This is a genomic window from Sphingobacterium sp. UBA7631, from assembly GCF_002483935.1.
In the GTDB taxonomy this organism is placed as follows: domain Bacteria; phylum Bacteroidota; class Bacteroidia; order Sphingobacteriales; family Sphingobacteriaceae; genus Sphingobacterium; species Sphingobacterium multivorum.
Genome location: NZ_DLIX01000010.1, coordinates 604,969 through 621,022, shown reverse-complemented (window position 1 = coordinate 621,022; position 16,054 = coordinate 604,969). Strand labels below are relative to the sequence as shown.

Here is a 16,054-nt window from a genome sequence, read left to right as displayed (position 1 = left end):
ACATTCACCGATTTCCACATTGGTTAGTTTCCGAAAATTAATAATATTTTGGGAGAATTTATTATTACTTCTCTTATTTTAATTTTATTTTTTATTGAATTAAAAATAAAAACATATTTTTTTAATGATAACTTAATTTTAATCCTTCTTTTCTGCTGAAGATGAAGGCTGAACCTGTCGTCGATTATACAGTAATAACTGATGTCTAATGTCATTTTCAAGTTCACTGACCTTGCGTTGATCAATGGTGTCGTTGACCATAATAACGATACCATAATCATCTGTGGGATACAGCACACATAAGGTATTGTAGCCTATTTTAGTATTTCCATCGTGATAGAAATAGCGAACCCCACGTTCATCACGATTGATCATCCAACCGAGCCCCATACCAAATCCATCGTCTTTTCCATAAGTCAGTTGATGTGTTAGACCAAGGGCTCTATCGTTTAGTTTGAGGTTGGCTTCGATGTAGATCAACATATCATTGATCGTTGAATTCATTGTGGGGCCAAAGTAAAACCCGCTCAGATTCGCAAATGGAACAGGCTGACCTTTATTGTCATGGCCCTGTACAACGTCGTTTATTTGTGACTCATCTAAATAGGGCGCTGTATAATGCATACCGAGGTGTCCCTTCAGATATGCGCTGATAAGATGTTCATAGGAATCTTTATAGCTACTTTCCAATAGCGCAATAATTACCACCACAGCCGTGCTATTGTAACTGAACTTTGTACCTGGGACGGTGTCGGGCTTGACTTTCCTCAGATCATCCAATAGGTTGTCACGACTGTACTTTCCAAGATAGTCTACCTGTTCCGGAATAGTGAGCCCCCTTAAACTATCGACAACTTTGGTAGGTAGCGATCTGAAAGTCTTTGGAAGGGCAGAAGTATGATTTGCTAGATGCTTAACGCGGATTCCATGGCCGCGGTATTGTAAATTGGAATAAACCCCTGGCAAGTATTTACGGATATCATCATCGAGGTTGATTTTCTTATCAAGGACCGCTTGCGCAAGTAGAGCGCCGACAAAGGTTTTCGCCACCGATCCAATGTTGTAATAGTTATCGGCGTTTGGTAACTTTTCTCTACTGTAGGTGTAGGTTGTTTTGTGCCCTTTAATATAAATCCCAATAGACACACTAAATGTATTGTTGTTGGAAAGATAATCAACAACAGAACAGTTTACAATTGTATCGAGTTGGTTTTTAAGTTTATGGTCAGTATTGATGGGTGAAAGATACTGTCCGTTTGATGAAAGGCTATTAATTAGCAACAGGGTGCTCAATAGGATAAATAAGGGTTTGGATAGTATATTCATAAACAAGTTAATCGTTCTTGATGCTGGAATCTATCGTCGGTATTCGGAAAAGCATTGGGTTTACAACCTGCCCAAGGCGGGGGATTAGCTAATTTTATTAAAGTGTTAGTGAAAGGTACGAATTGTTATGTAAATATCACAAGGTTAAGTTTTTAAAAGGGCAATACTTCATTTGAACGTATTGCCCCTTTACATGGAATATAAACTACTAATAATTTGCTGTAAACAGGCGTATTACGGCAGTGTTGTTAGATTTATTGAAGGTGCTGTGCCAGTACCTGCTTGTGTAAATTTCGTTCCGGGATTTACGACAGTATTGAAAAAACCACCATTTTTCAGGAAGAAGCTATTCCCGGTTATTCCGCCAATGGCGTCTATCCGCTGGTTATTGGAATAGGTTGCATCAACCGTAAAGGTACTTTCCACGACTTTCAGCCAAGTTCCAGCAGATGTTCGAACCCATTGATTACTATATTCTGCCGAACGTCCCAGAAAGCCGTTGTCGGCGTTGAAATTTTCGAGGAAGCTATGAAATCCTGTTAAATAAGTATTTGTTTTGGGACGTTTCCAACTTGCAATGAGTATCCAAGTATTGGTCGAAGGATCATTAAACCATGCTGTAAAATCAGTACTTCCATTATTATCAGGTTCTCCCTTTAATAAAAATTTATAGGTAGTAGCGGCAGTCCAATTAAACTTGAGGTAGCTTTGTCCGCCAGAACCTTCGCCACCGAACTCTCCTGTCGTGGTATTTGCACCTTTTCTATTTAATGTAATGCGGTCCTCTGCAGGTATTTGTGATGGGTTATCGGTGCTATATGGACTCCAAACAGAAAATAATATTCTGCGCTCTGTCGCTGAATTGACCTGCATTCCGAAATATCCTTGGCCGAAGCCATTTGCCATAAAGTAAGATCCTATTTTATCTTCTCCTGCGGGGACTTTCACCTCGCTATAATAATAGGAAACTTGCTGATTTGTTGGAATGGTATAACTCAAATGGCAGGATGGACCCCGTCGCGACCAATAGTAGGTATTATCTACATTATTGTCACTATAAATTACTGTGCCATTCGTTGCCGAACTATCTAAAATCAAATGGGATACATCGGCAAAGTAACCACCTGACTTGGATACACCTTGAAGATCCATTTTTATATAACCCGCCGCATTTAGCGAATAGGTACCAACAGTGTAATCCTTAAGGGTTCCACCCTTAAGTTTGATTTGTTTACTTACACCGTTGATCGTTAACTTCACCGTACTGCTATCGCCGGACGGTAATACTTTAGCCCTTATTTTAACACGTAAAGCGCCTGCTTGGGGGACCTTTGCATAGGTACTGATCACGCTATTGGCATTGGTCCAGTTTGCCAAGCCATTGCTATTGATGACTTCAACTGCACCGGAAGGTGCTGAAGTAACAAAGGCATTACCACCTAAGGGAACTTCGTATCCGCTTGCTCCAGGGGATGCAGCACGGAGCGATAATTTCTCTTCTAAATTGGTTTGCACCTCGCTTTTTTTGCAAGACAGAAAGCTTGCCAATACTGCACAAAGCAATAGTGTAAATTTGGGATATCTCATAAGTTAAATTTAATTGTTGACTCTAATTTTATAAATACAATTAAATTAAACGAAAATTATTCAATGCAATCGTTTGTGTGAATTGCTTTTGTAACAAAAGGGATACGTTAGATAATCGCCATTGTTTATTTAATGAACTATCATTAGGTAAATGCTGCAATGCGCAATAGCTTAAATAGTCTCTAGTGGTTTGCTGCACACAGCCGTTTTATCTGACGATTTGCTAAGCCATCTCGATTATTCGGCCAGTTTATCGGCATGTCGATGCATAAGCTTCCAATTGCCTTGCTCTTTTCTGAAGATTTCGGTGATTCTGAGATTGAAAATCACTGCTGTATCTCTCCCTTTTACGTTGACTGTCGAACGTTGTATACCCGTCCAGTAAGCTAGCGAATCACATGCATCTTGATGGATCACTTCAAATTTGTTCTCTGCACCCGGAAGGAAATTGGAAGCTCCTTTTTGATTAAAATCATTGACCTCGGATACCCCAGAGATGTATATTCCATTGGGCGGATAAATTGTTGCCGGCTCATTCGAGACAGAAATGTCTTTAAGAGAGTCAAAATGGCCCTCCACAAAATCTGTTGAGGATTTCAATCGGATAGCCATAAATTTTTCGAATTCCAAGAGTGCGTTATTGTCTGTTTTCATATTTCTTATCTGTGTTTGTTAAAAAATCAACCAGTGTGTGAATGTAATTGCGAATATTGTCCATGGTTAAATCGTTTCATCGTCGTAGTGACGCATCATGTAATAAAAATAGTCTATCATCTTCAGGTAGTTTTCAATGCTGATGTATTCATTGGTACTATGCATACTCTGCTGTTCGGCGTGATTAATTTTAATGGGCATAAAACGATAGATATGATCACTGAGATGCTGATATTTGATGGCGTCGGTTCCGCCCACCGTCAGGTAGGGCGTAATAATAAGATCGGGGTATAATCTGCGGATAGCAATTTCCATCATTTTGTAGGCTTTAGCGTCTGTTGGTGAGACTTTGGATGCTTCTCGGGCATTGTCGACTTGTTCGATCTCAACATCAAACCCGCTTGTAGCCTGCTCGACATGATCCCGAACTTCCTGTAGGGTGTTTTCGGGTAGCAGTCTAAAATTGACAACAAATTCAACTTCAGGTGAAAGGACATTGGGGGCATCGCTGCCTTTCATCATTGTCAGTGCCGTAGTTGTTCGCACGAGAGCATTAGTCGAATGGTTTTTCGTTAGTTGAGCCAGAAGTAAAGGTTCAAGAAGCCAGCGGTTAGCGATCGCAAAGCGGGAGGCAAAAGGCATGCTGCCACCAACCTGTTGAAAGAAGTTTTGGATAATGGGGTTGATCTGTGCTTTCATCTGGTGATTTTCTAAGCGCTGCATGATGACTGCCGCTTGACCAATTGCACTCGTTGTTGGGGGCATCGAAGAGTGCCCACCAAGACCTTTAACCTTTATTTTCAGGGATAAAAATCCCTTCTCCGCGCAACCGATCAACGCTACATCCGAGCTGATTCCCTCGACCGAGCCCTTTTCCAGAATGAGTCCACCCTCGTCATAAACGGCTTCGAATTTAAGGCCCTTTTCTTTGAAGTAGTCTGCTATTTTGGCTGCGCCACGTACGCCCCCAACTTCTTCATCAAAACCAAAAGCGAGGTAGATATCCCGCTTGGGCTGTACCTGTTCTCGAACCAGCTGTTCTGTCGCTTCAAGTAAGGAGAAAAGCATGCCTTTCATGTCTAAGCTTCCACGTCCATAAATGCGGCCGTTGGCTACTGCCCCCGAAAAAGGTGCATAGTCCCACTCTTCGGCGATTTCGCTTACAGGGGGTATCGCCTGGTCGCTAGGCCGAAATAGTGATGAATCGTTGTTTTTTATAGCAGCTGAACCAGGAGGGACGACATCCATATGGGAAAGAAAGAGTAGCGGAAGCAAGCTCTTGTCGCTTCCCTTGAGTCGAAAGACCAGCGCATGACCATTGATTGTATAGGTTTCCAGCGAGCGATAGATCAGTGGAAAGTTGTACCTGATGTAATTATTAAGTTCTTCAAAAGGAGCATGATTAAATAATGTCGAGTCGCCGATAGAGATGGTGGCTATTTTGATACCGCCAGCAATTCGGGCAACAATACTGTCATTGACCGCTGGCGGCATTGGCGCCACTTCCGATTTTTTGACTCGCGTAAACGGATAAGTCAGCGTTCTAATGAAAAGCCCAATGAGAAATAGAATAAGTAAGACAAAAAAGATTAAGAGAATTTTCTTCATAACAGAATTCAGATTAATATAAACCACCTACCACATATACCTTGGAAAAAGTCATCCAGCGCATATTCTATTGTTTCTAGTAGAACACGAAAGCCCTTCGTTTGTTTCTTATGTCCCATTAAATGTGCAATAGCTCAAATTCCTGTAGGACCATTTCTCGCCCATTGACAATAATGGAGATTTTATGCTTCCCTGCATAGAATCTCCGGGTGGTAATCAATTTAAAAGATTGCTTTCGCTCAATGCGGTTTATCTCAGCTCCCTGATAAATTCGTTCACTAATTTTAAAAACCTTTCGAGATAGCTGACCATTTGATTTTTGATAATATAACCCATATTCCAGGCGTAGTGATTTAGCGGTGCTGCTTCCATTCTCGATTTCAAAAGAAAAAATAAGATGTTCACCTACTTTAACAGTCGCTGTATGGATGCTGAAATTCGTGACGTGAAAATCGTTACTATCCAGTCCATAAAAGCTTAGAATTGCTGGATGCCCTTGTTTGAGTAAGGTACGGCAGCCATGTTTGATGATAGCATCTGTATTTTTACTGATACCTTTCCATTGCTGGGCAATACCCAAGACAAGATGGGGATGATCCTTAGCGATATCGTTGAGATTGTTGGCTACACTTCTTCTGACGCTCTCGGATGAATCATTATGGAGGTTTTGTAGGATGGACAGGATAGGAGTAGGGTCTTTTTTCAACGATGGAATTGCCATCGCCCAAGGGAGTCGGGGTCGAGATCCTTCGCTTGCAAGGCGTCGTACCTGAGCATGTGGACTTTTGGACCACCTTTCCATTTCCGCGATCATTCGAGATCCATAGTTGATAATAAATGGACGAACGGCAAATTCGCAGCTGATAAATCTCGTGACGATTTCAAATGACTGTACAGCTGTTTCAAAATCTTCGATGCCGTAAGTTTCGATATAGTCTGGAAAAATAACATATTCAAGTCCTCCCGGATGCTTCGTTTTTAGGAGATGTTCCACAACTTGTCTTAGTAAGGCCGCTGCTTCAGGAAAGGAGGTCGGCATAAATTCGTGCAAGACAGCTGTGCTATGTTTTGTGCGCTGTTTCCATTCCATTTCATGAAAACTGCCTGCAAAAACACGTTTGATAATCTGTTCTCTGTTAAAATTGTTATCAACGCGGTGGAACTGATCGGCAATAAACTGATAGAATTCCCGTGTATATATATCTTTAATGAGGGCCATGAGCTGAATAGCTGTTAAATGTCAATTAATGAAGACAAGATACTATATTCGATGTTAGTATCTTGTGCGATGAGCAGACTAGTTAGTAGCGTCTAAACCAAATTTCTTGATGGCCTCAGGGCTCAGTGGCGTGAAAAAGTTAAGCAGGTTACCATCGGGGTCACAAAAAAGCAATGAGCGATTGCCCCAAGGCATTGTTGTCGGCTCCTGAACGATTTTTGAAGCACTATTTTTGATCCGAATATATTCATGATCTACATTTTCTACTAAAAATTCAATAATAATGGGGGCCGTGTTGCCAAATATTGTGGGGCTGTCGCTAAACATTTGCATCGTACGCGTACTTCCAATAGCTATGGTAATCGAACTGGTGGAAACTTCAGCGAAATCTGGTGTAAACCATTGCGCGGTGAGGCCCAGGATTTCTTCATAGAATGTGATGGATTGCTGGATGTCATTTGCAATCAGCCGAATGGATGTTAATTTCATGATGATCTAAATTTATTGATAACAAAATTAAACGGACTATTGACAATAGTCTGTCAATAGTCCGTTCGAAACTGTCAATAAATTTAATGGTTGTTTTTAGATCAGTACGTCGTCAATAATTCCAAATTCTTTTGCTTCTGCAGCAACCATCCAGTGATCCCGGTCGCTAACATCATGTACACGTTGATAGCTTTGTCCACTATGTTTGGCAATAATATCGTACAGCTCCTTCTTTATTTTCAACACTTGATTGGCTGTAATTTCAATGTCAGATGCCTGCCCTTGAACACCGCCCAGCGGTTGATGCAACATCACCCGTGCGTGCTGCAAGGCGCTACGCTTGCCGGCGGCGCCGCCACAGAGTAATATCGCGCCAAAAGAGAGTGCCATACCGGTGCAGATTGTTGCAACATCAGGACTGATCAATTGCATCGTATCATAAATACCTAATCCAGCATAAACTTCGCCGCCAGGAGAGTTGATATACAATTGTATATCTTTTTTGGGATCAACAGATTGAAGAAATAGCAGCTGGGCTTGTACGATATTGGCGATGTTGGATTCTACGGCAGCACCCATAAAGATAATACGGTCAATCATCAATCTGGAAAATACGTCCATCTGTGATACGCGCAATTCGCGTTCTTCGGTGATATATGGAGTCATGGCCAGCGGCATGTGGGATTGCTCGATACCGGAAATGTAATGATCCACCAGATCTTTTTGGACATAGCAGTGCCCTACCGCAAATTTGCGGAACTCATTTTTGTCAATCGTCATGATGTTAAGAATTTAGGATTTGCGAAATAACTTTAGTATTTTTTTTCTAAAAGAGACATGTTCAGGATATGTAAATAATGCTTGCGTTATGGCTTCAATTTCAGTTTTTAATTGTTTGCGCCCAAATTGCTGAATAGCTTCATAAGCTTTTTGTTGCGCAATAACCTTGTCTGCCAATTCTTCGTCCAATACCAATTGCGCTTCAAAAAGCAATGCATCTTCTGGTTCAGCCATTCCAAAGATATATGCTTCTATCTGCTGGGTTTCATTCCATGAAGTCGTCATAAACCAGGGATTTTTCTTTAACGGATTCTCTAACTTTCTCCAGGCATTTGAATTTCTGTACAGTGGCGCTCCTTACGCCCGAATAGCCATATTCATCTGCAATTTCTTGCAGGGACATTTGATCATAATAGAAGCTTTTCAAAAGTTCTAAACATTTGCGCCCGGCAATCTCCAAAAAGCGAAACAGCCTTGCGCTAGAAGGAGACTCTTCGGTTGTCAAAGCAATATCCACTTGATCTAGGGGGAGGTTTGGGCTGGATTGACCATACCGTTTAAGCCATAGATTTTTGGCTGTTCCGACCAAATAACCAATAGCGTTGTTTAGTGGTGTTTCTTTTAAATGTATCTTTTCATAATACACTAGTAAAGCGTCCTGAAATACATCTTTGGCTTCATCTAAATTACCGCCCATGCGACTGACGTACTTAGCCACGATAGGAAATGTACTTTTATACAAGTTCATAAAGAGCAACTGCCGGTCTATTGTTCGATTTGAATTGATCAATTGTTGCATAGCAATATCATTTATAGACATGTACCAATTTAGCGAAAAGTATCACCTTTTATTTGAAAATTAATTAAACAAAAATGCTTCCCCAAAAAGAGGAAGCATTCATTCGCTTATCTGAGTTGACTCATTCCAGTGTATGTTTCTACTGCGCAAGGCTATTTTTTTAAATCCAGTTCCATCTGGATATTACAGCGTTGATAAGTACTTGGAAAGCCATTGATTTTTTGAAAACCTAACTTGTGATAGAGATTGATCGCAGGTTTTAAAATGGTGTTACTCTCGAGAAACAGTTTTGAAGCCCCTAGAGTCTTTGCTTCTTCAATAATTGCTTTTCCCAAAAGATAGCCTATATTTTTGCCCTGCACTGTTGGGGAAACCACCATTTTTGCCAATTCATAGTCAAAATCGGGATGATTCATTTTGATAAGTGAACATACACCTACGGGCTTGTCATTATAAAGAGCAACCATAATTTTGCCGCCTTTTGCCAAAATATACTCCTCAGGGTTGTCAAGTGCTTTATGGTCCGCCTCTTCCAATTCAAAATAGGTGGAAATCCATTCCTCATTCAAGGACTTAAATGCTAAGCGGTAGGCTGGATTGTACGGCACAATGTTGATATCCTTACTTTCACGCATTTTCTTTTGCTCTTGCACCCGTTTTAATAAGGATTTTTGTTGAAGGAGAAATTCCCATTCCGCTAAAGCTTCCCATAGATTGTGCGTAGCTTCCTGGATAATCCCATCAATGGCACGATCGATATCGATACATTGAATTTTCATTCTTTCCCATAGCGTTTTTCCTTTATTACTCAATCCAACCATATTTCTCCGTTTATCCATAGAGCGAAGGTTATCTTCAAGTAGGCCCGCTTCGATCATTTCTTTAACGATTTTAGTGACCGATGGCTGGGAGTGGCCAATCTCTGTTGCTATATCAGTAATTGTCTTGGAATCACCTTCCGATAAAATAAAGAATACGGGAAACCATTTGGGTGCAAATTCAATCTGATAAAGCTCGTGTATCCGGGCGGCTTCTTCTGTGATGTTGGAAGCCATGTAGCGCAATCTGCTACCTAAGGCTATTTTTCCTGTTTTTTCAAATAGTTCCATCGTATTATAAGTAATTATATAACTAGTTATGTAAATGTAGGAAAATAATTTGAATGTTTTAAAATTGAATTTTAAAATTCGACTGGAAGAAAAATATATCGTTGCTTTTTTCGTTATATTTCAATAAATTCAACACATAAAAAACCAGAACCCCTTAAAATAGACCGAAGGACATGAACGAGTTAGAAACTTATTTCCGAAATAATAATGCGAAGCTAATCAATAAATGGATGCATTATTTCGATATATACGACAGACATTTTAGTCGTTTCAAAGGCAAAGAGATCGTGGTGTTGGAAGTTGGGGTTTTTCAGGGTGGAAGTCTGCAGATGTGGAAGAACTATTTTGGCGATCGTGCTAAAATATATGGTATTGACATCAATCCGCACTGTAAGGAACTCGAAGAAGAAAATGTCGAGATCTTTATTGGTTCGCAGTCCGACCGAAAGTTTCTGCGTCAGGTAAAAGAGTCTATTCCGCCGATCGATATATTGATTGATGATGGTGGCCATACGATGAAACAACAGATTGTGACATTTGAGGAGCTTTTTGATCATGTGAAAGACAATGGCGTATACCTTTGTGAAGATTTACATACATCTTATCAGGTATTTTATGGTGGTGGCCATAAAAGGAATGGTACTTTTATAGAGTATAGTAAAAATTTTATTGATTACATCAATGCTTACCATTCCGAGCAACGTGGATTGAAGGTCAATGGATTTACGCGTTCGGTAGGCTCTCTACACTACTATGATAGCATTCTGGTAGTGGAGAAACATCGAAGGGATGAAGCGCCGATCCATATGAAAACAGGGGCGGCGACAGTGAAAGATTTCAATGCGGCTCCCACAGGATTCGATGGATTAAAATGGAAGATTAAAAAACCTGCTTTAACCGTGATCAACAAGTTGCTCCGCTTTTTCCGTATTGGCGGGTTTATGTGGCGCTAACAGACGGGAGCAAACAGACGGGACTAGAAACAAAAAAGGCAGATCATTTGATCTGCCTTTTGGGTAAGTAATCGGGCTCGAACCGACGACCCCTAGAACCACAATCTAGTGCTCTAACCAACTGAGCTATACCTACCGTGATTTTGATGTCACAAAAGTAGTATTATAGCTCATATGTTCCAAATGTTTTTTAAACTTTTTAACTAAACAATTGTCTATCAAAAGGTATAATTTTCAAGTATGCCCATTTAGTGACCCTGAAGAATAATATTGAGGTAATATTTTCAGGTTAAATGTCTAAAAAAGCAGCTTGGTCTTTAATTTGTATAGTATAGTTTATGGGAAAATTTTTAAAATTTTTAATTATCGTAGCCATTTTGGCAGTTGGCGCCTGGTTTGTGTATCATAAATATAACAGCGGACCGACAGTGGAAAGTAAACATCAGCTGTTGGTGGACCGTATTGAAGCCATGGGAAAACTGGAATTGGTCAAATACCGTTACAGTGATGTTGTAGAGCACAAAAACGTGAATACTTTTTTACCGGATGCAAGTGTATTACTCATCGTGAAAGCAGATGCTGTAGGCTGTGTGAATCTGACGAAACTTAGTCCGGAAGATATCACGGTTTTGGGGGATTCGGTCTCCATCAAATTGCCGGCTCCAGAAATTTGTTACATCAAGATCGACCACGAGGCGTCGAAAGTCTATGATACGAAAATGACTTTTTTGCGCGAAGCAGAGCTCGTGGATGAAGCTTATAAAGCTGCGGAAAAAGCTGTTGCTGATGATGTAAAGAAATCGGATATCCTGCAGCAGACCAAGGCCAATGCAACCACCGTTTTTAAACCACTCTTACAGGGATTGGGATTTTCGAAAATCAATCTGACCTTCGAATAGTGCCCAAATAAAAAAGCTAGACAATGTTTACATTGTCTAGCTCTCTACAATAAATCTAATCTCCAGCCATCTCACGACGGGAGGACTTCATAATTATGCTATTATCAAGCCAAGAACAATAGCCAAGTTACATTCGTTTTATTTTTTTGTCGTTGTATCCGGCTGTGGTGTCGGCGGGATTTCTCCACGGGATTCGGCAGATGTGGTGTCGCGATATTGTATCGTCGTGGTATCGTTGGGAACGGAATCACGCATCAGTTCCTGTGATTTTTGATCATCAGTTTTAGCGCCGTTACATCCATAGGCTGCTAAGCATAATAGACTGACGGCAATTAATTTTGTTAAGTTTTTCATATTATCTATCGTTTAATGATGGCATGCCACCTGCATGCACTTAGTAGGAGAACAAAGCTCAGGTCAAAAGCGTTTCGCTTTCTATATTTGCTATTATGATAGAAAAAGAAAATCAATCTTATTTTCTTTATTTTTTAGATAAATTCAATTGTAAAAAACTTTTTACAATTGGGTGCTGTTCCTAGAAGTACATAAGTTCATTAAACAGATAGCTATGATTCAGATAGTGCTTGTTGACGACCATCATTTGGTAAGAAGTGGTTTTCGGCTGATTTTAGAAACACAAGATGACATTACTGTTTTGGCTGATGTTGAAAGTGCTGAAGCAGCTTTGGATGTGTTGAATATCGATCAGCGACCAGATATGATCCTTACGGATATTAATATGGGTGAAATGGGCGGGATAGCCCTCATTGATTTCGTTAAACAGAAATACCCCGATATAAAAATCCTTGCCTTGACGATGGAAAATGACAAACACATTGCCGCAGATGTATTGCGTGCAGGAGCAGATGGCTATTTAGTGAAAGATAGTAGTTGTGATGAGGTACTTTTTGGTATACGGCAGGTTGCCAAAGGAGAAAAATATATCAGTGGTTCCTTAAGTGTTTCCTGCCTTAACGATTATAAAAACTTTGCGGACAGGGCTCCAGACCTAAATCGTGTTTTGTTAAAATATGATATTTCAGAGCGCGAATTGCATGTCTTGGAACTTATCGCACAGGGATACACCAACGGCGAAATTGCAGAGCGTATTTTTTTGAGCAAACGTACAGTGGAAGGGCACCGACAGAAACTGATCGAGAAAACGAATACAAAAAATACAGCTGGTCTTGTCAGCTTCGGTTTTCATCACATGCTCTTACGTTGATTAAACAATAAAAACAAAAAATAGAGGAATATGGCAACAAAAAATGAAAACCGCGTCGTCGGAACCGAAATGGAAAAAAAGAAAAAGGTCAAGTTAGGTGTAAATGGAGAGACACTGCGAGATGTAGGCGATAAGGATCAGGGCGATGCCGAGGCCGGAGTAGACCCGCAGGTGGATCAGTTGAACGACATGCCCAATGATCCTACAGATAGGCCAAAAGAAAGGAAGAAATAAGAAAGACCCGCATTTAAAATTGCGGGTCTTTCTGTTAAGCTTAGTTTCTAACTGAAAATCTGTATCTATTTTCAGGACTAATCGGCACTTGTCCGTGAATGACATTTCTATTTTTTGCCCTGCTTCTCAATGGCTTTAGCAAGTTCATCTTTCGTCATATCGTGACGCCCGGTAATCTCCATTTTCTTTGCCATTTCCAAGAGTTCAGCTTTGGTTTTATCAGAACTTCCGTTTTGCGATCCTTTAGACGCTGAAGCACTTTTTCCTGTTGTTGTCGCTGATTTTTTTTCTTTGTTAGCGTTGCTGCTTTGCGATTGCCCTTTGGCAGTCGTATGGCTTGAACTTTTTGTTGTATTCATAATATACTGTTTTATGTGTTATTTATATGCTGAACATGTTACAAGATCTAAAGGTTGGCCGATTTTATACGTTATTGAAACTGTACTACTACGCTTTGTTCTTTTTTTCTGTCGCAAACGCTTTAATGATGGCTTTATTAAAAGCGGGCAGATCGTCTGGCGTACGACTTGTAATAAGTTTGTCGTCAACCACCACTTCGCTGTCTTCCCATAATGCGCCTGCATTAATCAGGTCCATTTGAATGGCTTCAACGGACGTTATTTTTTTATCACGCACCAGATCCGCGTTAATCAGTAATTGAGGTCCATGGCAAATGGCTGCGATCGGTTTATCCCGTTCCCAGAAAGCATTGATCAATGCAATAGCCGTTTTATTCGTCCTCAATTTATCAGGATTGATGACCCCGCCTGGTAGCAGCAATCCGTCATATCGATTCTCTTCTGCCTCCTGCAGAGCAACATCGACAGGATAGTCATTTGACCATTCATCTCCATTTTTTGCCCGCACTGTTCCTTCAGCCGGTGATATAATGTCTGTTTTGGCGCCTGCATTTTCCAAGGCTTCCTTTGGGCTAGTCAGTTCAATTTCTTCAAATCCATCCGCGACCAATATCGCTATCCGCTTATTCTTTAAATTCTCCATATCACTAATTTTATTTACGTTCTTTCTATACTTCAAGAGAACGGATGTAAATCTGCGAAGGTTTGAAATAATATGATTTAGCGTAGGAAAAGCGTTTTGATTGATAAAAAGGAATAAATCAAACTGTATTTCTTTGGGGGTTGTCTATCCTTAAAATCGATGGTATGTTTAAGATAGCTATTTTTCGGGCCCTTCAGCTGGGCGATCTCCTGTGTTCCATCCCCGCCGTCAGGGCATTGAAGTCGCATTATCCCAATGCCAAGCTCTACTTTATCGGCTTGCCCCATATGCGTACATTGATGGAACGCTTTGATTGCATCGATGAATATGTGGATTTTCCCGGGCATCCGCAGCTTCCCGAAATTGCATATAATCCCGACAATCTTGAACGATTCGTCAAGCAGATGCAAGCGGAAAAATTTGACCTTCTGATTCAGATGCAGGGAGATGGAACTGTGGTGAATGATTTTTTACAGAATTTTGCGGCAAAGCGACTGGTAGGATTTCAACCAAGAGCTTCAATTGACAACCCCGACTGGATGACTTATCCAGGAAAGCTTCACGAGGTGAACAGGCACCTAGCTCTTATGGAATTTCTAGGTTTAAAAATTCCAAATCGTACAATGTATTTCCCCTTATTTCCCGAGGATTGGGAGGCCTATAGGAAAATAAAAGCTGAAATAAACTATCCTTTCGTTATTATCCATGTGGGCAGTCGGGACGCCAAACGACGCTGGCCTATTGAAAACTTCGGATTTCTTGCGACCTTAATGCAGCAAATGGGATATCAGATTATCCTGACTGGGGTAAGTGCTGAAGAATCTTTGGTCAATGAACTGCAGCGCTTACTTGAAGGACCTGTGCTTAACCTCTGTTCCAGACTTGATTTGGGTACGCTTGGCTGTCTTTTGAAGGAATCGACTTTACTTGTATGCAACTGCACAGGAATATCCCATATTGCCGCTGCCTTAGAAGCAAAAAGTGTGGTCATAAGTTTAGATGGTGAGCCCGAGCGTTGGGGGCCACTCAACACAGCACTGCATACCACTTTTGATCTGACCAAACCTATCGCCATAGAGCATATTGTACGCGAGATCAGACGGGTACTTCCGGCGCTGTCTGTTTTTGGGAGGAATGCTTAAGTAATGAATTCAATTTATCCATGATATTTTCAACACTTAACGGTGTCATTCTAGATGATCCATTCTGCTTATCGACAAAGCTGCTAATCGTATTTTTGGAGCGCAGAGCAGGGTCGACGGGGTAAAGGATAAAGTCAGTATCCTGCGACCATGGGATATGCTGCGGGTTTGTCTGAGCGTAAAGAACCAACGTTGGTTTTTGTAGCGCGCAGGCAATATGAGCAACGCCCGTGTTGACCGTGAGCACAGCATCTGCATGTGCTACGAGGAGTAGGAGATCATCAATTGTCGTCTTTCCAATAAGGTTAATCAGATTTTCCCTTTCGAGTTCTGAAAAACATGATCTCAGGTAATCGTTGTATTCCTTGCCAACAAGTATGACCTGAAATGCTGAATCAAGCAGCTGCCGCGTCAATTGTTGTGCGACAGCACGGGGAATTCGTCTTTTTTGCTCCGAAACATCACAATTGACAATAATCTGTTTCCCCCCACGTAAAGGAATTAAATTCGATAATTGACCTCGGGGTACAATTAGGCTCGGTAATCGATTGATCGACCGGCTGATGCCAAGCAGTCTAACCAGTTCGAGATCACGTGCTATCTGATGCTGTACCTCAAACAAAGGTTCTTTGTCTGGTATCCAATGGGTAAGCAACGTATAGGGATTTTCGCGCATATAAGCCGCTCGTAGGGGGATTTCCGCTAGATATGCCAACATGATCGAAGCCATTGGATTTTGGCTGTATACGTTGAAGATAATACAACTATCAAATTGCCGGTTTTTAATGGTTTTAATCAATGCTTCAGTCGAAGCAACCGTGTCATGCGAGCTCAATTTCATCCAAGGGGCATCGTATTGTATATAGTCATCGACAGTGCCTAGGTAGGGGATAATGGGAACAGCCATTTCTGACGCAAGTAATGTGATTTTACAATTTCCATTCGCTGATTTAATTTCCTGAAGCGCTGCATTACTCATGATCAGATCGCCCATATTGTCTAAGCGAATGATCAACATGTTTTTACAA

At 40.9% G+C, this 16,054-nt stretch carries 19 protein-coding genes and 1 tRNA gene; 5 read left to right on the top strand and 15 right to left on the bottom strand.

All coding sequences use genetic code 11. From position 1 onward, the window contains the following. Nucleotides 1-138 precede the first annotated feature (138 nt). The 10 genes from B3P16_RS19150 to B3P16_RS19105 form a co-directional block, all read right to left on the bottom strand. On the bottom strand, nucleotides 139-1,326 hold the full coding sequence (locus tag B3P16_RS19150; RefSeq protein WP_286843931.1) for a serine hydrolase domain-containing protein: 1,188 nt from the start codon (nucleotides 1,324-1,326) through the stop codon (nucleotides 139-141). 234 nt (nucleotides 1,327-1,560) lie between these two features. Then, nucleotides 1,561-2,913 carry a DUF3472 domain-containing protein gene (locus B3P16_RS19145; protein WP_070564455.1) on the bottom strand — a complete coding sequence of 451 codons (1,353 nt, stop codon included), beginning with the start codon at nucleotides 2,911-2,913 and terminating at the stop codon, nucleotides 1,561-1,563. A gap of 237 nt (nucleotides 2,914-3,150) precedes the next feature. Then, nucleotides 3,151-3,567: a nuclear transport factor 2 family protein gene (locus B3P16_RS19140; protein ID WP_286843929.1), complete on the bottom strand. Its 417-nt coding sequence runs from the start codon at nucleotides 3,565-3,567 to the stop codon at nucleotides 3,151-3,153. Nucleotides 3,568-3,633: 66 nt separating this feature from the next. Then, nucleotides 3,634-5,175, bottom strand: coding sequence for a M20/M25/M40 family metallo-hydrolase (locus B3P16_RS19135; RefSeq protein ID WP_286843927.1), 1,542 nt, complete (start codon nucleotides 5,173-5,175; stop codon nucleotides 3,634-3,636). A 118-nt stretch (nucleotides 5,176-5,293) separates the two neighbouring features. Beyond that, complete coding sequence (locus tag B3P16_RS19130; RefSeq protein ID WP_286843926.1) at nucleotides 5,294-6,394, bottom strand: DNA alkylation repair protein; 1,101 nt, start codon at nucleotides 6,392-6,394, stop codon at nucleotides 5,294-5,296. A 78-nt stretch (nucleotides 6,395-6,472) separates the two neighbouring features. Then, entirely contained in the window at nucleotides 6,473-6,883 is a 411-nt protein-coding gene (locus B3P16_RS19125; protein WP_286843924.1) for a VOC family protein, read from the bottom strand. A 96-nt stretch (nucleotides 6,884-6,979) separates the two neighbouring features. After that, a complete protein-coding gene (locus tag B3P16_RS19120; RefSeq protein ID WP_286843922.1) occupies nucleotides 6,980-7,663 on the bottom strand; it encodes an ATP-dependent Clp protease proteolytic subunit in 684 nt (227 codons plus the stop codon). A 12-nt stretch (nucleotides 7,664-7,675) separates the two neighbouring features. Then, nucleotides 7,676-7,948 (bottom strand): hypothetical protein, encoded by a 273-nt coding sequence (locus B3P16_RS19115; protein WP_286843921.1) that lies wholly within the window; start codon nucleotides 7,946-7,948, stop codon nucleotides 7,676-7,678. Continuing rightward, a complete protein-coding gene (locus tag B3P16_RS19110) occupies nucleotides 7,929-8,462 on the bottom strand; it encodes an RNA polymerase sigma factor (protein ID WP_286843920.1) in 534 nt (177 codons plus the stop codon). The genes B3P16_RS19115 and B3P16_RS19110 overlap by 20 nt, the downstream gene beginning before the upstream one ends. A 152-nt stretch (nucleotides 8,463-8,614) precedes the next feature. After that, nucleotides 8,615-9,571 (bottom strand): bifunctional helix-turn-helix transcriptional regulator/GNAT family N-acetyltransferase, encoded by a 957-nt coding sequence (locus B3P16_RS19105; protein WP_286843918.1) that lies wholly within the window; start codon nucleotides 9,569-9,571, stop codon nucleotides 8,615-8,617. Nucleotides 9,572-9,744: 173 nt separating this feature from the next. Between B3P16_RS19105 and B3P16_RS19100 the strand changes: the two genes are divergently transcribed. After that, nucleotides 9,745-10,524 (top strand): class I SAM-dependent methyltransferase, encoded by a 780-nt coding sequence (locus B3P16_RS19100; RefSeq protein WP_286843916.1) that lies wholly within the window; start codon nucleotides 9,745-9,747, stop codon nucleotides 10,522-10,524. 62 nt (nucleotides 10,525-10,586) lie between these two features. Here B3P16_RS19100 and B3P16_RS19095 read toward each other — a convergent pair. Further along, a tRNA-His gene (locus B3P16_RS19095) sits at nucleotides 10,587-10,660 on the bottom strand. Nucleotides 10,661-10,862: 202 nt separating this feature from the next. Here B3P16_RS19095 and B3P16_RS19090 point away from each other — a divergent pair. Next, nucleotides 10,863-11,423, top strand: coding sequence for a DUF4230 domain-containing protein (locus tag B3P16_RS19090; RefSeq protein ID WP_286843914.1), 561 nt, complete (start codon nucleotides 10,863-10,865; stop codon nucleotides 11,421-11,423). A gap of 138 nt (nucleotides 11,424-11,561) precedes the next feature. On the opposite strand, the gene B3P16_RS19085 is transcribed toward B3P16_RS19090, so the two are convergent. Then, nucleotides 11,562-11,777 (bottom strand): hypothetical protein, encoded by a 216-nt coding sequence (locus B3P16_RS19085; RefSeq protein ID WP_201639232.1) that lies wholly within the window; start codon nucleotides 11,775-11,777, stop codon nucleotides 11,562-11,564. 214 nt (nucleotides 11,778-11,991) lie between these two features. Here B3P16_RS19085 and B3P16_RS19080 point away from each other — a divergent pair, with 214 nt between their 5' ends. Further along, nucleotides 11,992-12,648: a response regulator transcription factor gene (locus B3P16_RS19080; protein WP_286843913.1), complete on the top strand. Its 657-nt coding sequence runs from the start codon at nucleotides 11,992-11,994 to the stop codon at nucleotides 12,646-12,648. Nucleotides 12,649-12,678: 30 nt separating this feature from the next. Next, nucleotides 12,679-12,882 (top strand): hypothetical protein, encoded by a 204-nt coding sequence (locus tag B3P16_RS19075; RefSeq protein ID WP_286843911.1) that lies wholly within the window; start codon nucleotides 12,679-12,681, stop codon nucleotides 12,880-12,882. Nucleotides 12,883-12,989: 107 nt separating this feature from the next. Here the strand turns inward: B3P16_RS19075 and B3P16_RS19070 are convergent, their stop codons facing one another. Continuing rightward, nucleotides 12,990-13,241, bottom strand: a complete 252-nt coding sequence (locus tag B3P16_RS19070; RefSeq protein ID WP_070564428.1) for a Rho termination factor N-terminal domain-containing protein — start codon at nucleotides 13,239-13,241, stop codon at nucleotides 12,990-12,992. An 88-nt stretch (nucleotides 13,242-13,329) separates the two neighbouring features. Next, the gene (locus B3P16_RS19065; RefSeq protein ID WP_286843909.1) at nucleotides 13,330-13,884 is read right to left on the bottom strand and encodes a type 1 glutamine amidotransferase domain-containing protein; all 555 of its coding nucleotides are present in this window, start codon (nucleotides 13,882-13,884) and stop codon (nucleotides 13,330-13,332) included. A 164-nt stretch (nucleotides 13,885-14,048) separates the two neighbouring features. Here B3P16_RS19065 and B3P16_RS19060 point away from each other — a divergent pair, with 164 nt between their 5' ends. Beyond that, nucleotides 14,049-15,026 carry a glycosyltransferase family 9 protein gene (locus B3P16_RS19060; protein ID WP_286843907.1) on the top strand — a complete coding sequence of 326 codons (978 nt, stop codon included), beginning with the start codon at nucleotides 14,049-14,051 and terminating at the stop codon, nucleotides 15,024-15,026. On the opposite strand, the gene B3P16_RS19055 is transcribed toward B3P16_RS19060, so the two are convergent. After that, complete coding sequence (locus B3P16_RS19055; RefSeq protein WP_286843906.1) at nucleotides 14,980-16,044, bottom strand: glycosyltransferase family 9 protein; 1,065 nt, start codon at nucleotides 16,042-16,044, stop codon at nucleotides 14,980-14,982. The two genes, B3P16_RS19060 and B3P16_RS19055, sit on opposite strands and share 47 nt — an antisense overlap. Between the last annotated feature and the right edge of the window lie 10 nt (nucleotides 16,045-16,054).

What these genes read in the sequence shown, in the direction of transcription:
- B3P16_RS19150 (WP_286843931.1), bottom strand. Translation starts at nt 1,326, where the DNA reads ATGAATATACTATCCAAACCCTTATTTATCCTATTGAGCACCCTGTTG.
- B3P16_RS19145 (WP_070564455.1), bottom strand. Translation starts at nt 2,913, where the DNA reads ATGAGATATCCCAAATTTACACTATTGCTTTGTGCAGTATTGGCAAGC.
- B3P16_RS19140 (WP_286843929.1), bottom strand. Translation starts at nt 3,567, where the DNA reads ATGAAAACAGACAATAACGCACTCTTGGAATTCGAAAAATTTATGGCT.
- B3P16_RS19135 (WP_286843927.1), bottom strand. Translation starts at nt 5,175, where the DNA reads ATGAAGAAAATTCTCTTAATCTTTTTTGTCTTACTTATTCTATTTCTC.
- B3P16_RS19130 (WP_286843926.1), bottom strand. Translation starts at nt 6,394, where the DNA reads ATGGCCCTCATTAAAGATATATATACACGGGAATTCTATCAGTTTATT.
- B3P16_RS19125 (WP_286843924.1), bottom strand. Translation starts at nt 6,883, where the DNA reads ATGAAATTAACATCCATTCGGCTGATTGCAAATGACATCCAGCAATCC.
- B3P16_RS19120 (WP_286843922.1), bottom strand. Translation starts at nt 7,663, where the DNA reads ATGACGATTGACAAAAATGAGTTCCGCAAATTTGCGGTAGGGCACTGC.
- B3P16_RS19115 (WP_286843921.1), bottom strand. Translation starts at nt 7,948, where the DNA reads ATGACGACTTCATGGAATGAAACCCAGCAGATAGAAGCATATATCTTT.
- B3P16_RS19110 (WP_286843920.1), bottom strand. Translation starts at nt 8,462, where the DNA reads ATGCAACAATTGATCAATTCAAATCGAACAATAGACCGGCAGTTGCTC.
- B3P16_RS19105 (WP_286843918.1), bottom strand. Translation starts at nt 9,571, where the DNA reads ATGGAACTATTTGAAAAAACAGGAAAAATAGCCTTAGGTAGCAGATTG.
- B3P16_RS19100 (WP_286843916.1), top strand. Translation starts at nt 9,745, where the DNA reads ATGAACGAGTTAGAAACTTATTTCCGAAATAATAATGCGAAGCTAATC.
- B3P16_RS19090 (WP_286843914.1), top strand. Translation starts at nt 10,863, where the DNA reads ATGGGAAAATTTTTAAAATTTTTAATTATCGTAGCCATTTTGGCAGTT.
- B3P16_RS19085 (WP_201639232.1), bottom strand. Translation starts at nt 11,777, where the DNA reads ATGAAAAACTTAACAAAATTAATTGCCGTCAGTCTATTATGCTTAGCA.
- B3P16_RS19080 (WP_286843913.1), top strand. Translation starts at nt 11,992, where the DNA reads ATGATTCAGATAGTGCTTGTTGACGACCATCATTTGGTAAGAAGTGGT.
- B3P16_RS19075 (WP_286843911.1), top strand. Translation starts at nt 12,679, where the DNA reads ATGGCAACAAAAAATGAAAACCGCGTCGTCGGAACCGAAATGGAAAAA.
- B3P16_RS19070 (WP_070564428.1), bottom strand. Translation starts at nt 13,241, where the DNA reads ATGAATACAACAAAAAGTTCAAGCCATACGACTGCCAAAGGGCAATCG.
- B3P16_RS19065 (WP_286843909.1), bottom strand. Translation starts at nt 13,884, where the DNA reads ATGGAGAATTTAAAGAATAAGCGGATAGCGATATTGGTCGCGGATGGA.
- B3P16_RS19060 (WP_286843907.1), top strand. Translation starts at nt 14,049, where the DNA reads ATGTTTAAGATAGCTATTTTTCGGGCCCTTCAGCTGGGCGATCTCCTG.
- B3P16_RS19055 (WP_286843906.1), bottom strand. Translation starts at nt 16,044, where the DNA reads ATGTTGATCATTCGCTTAGACAATATGGGCGATCTGATCATGAGTAAT.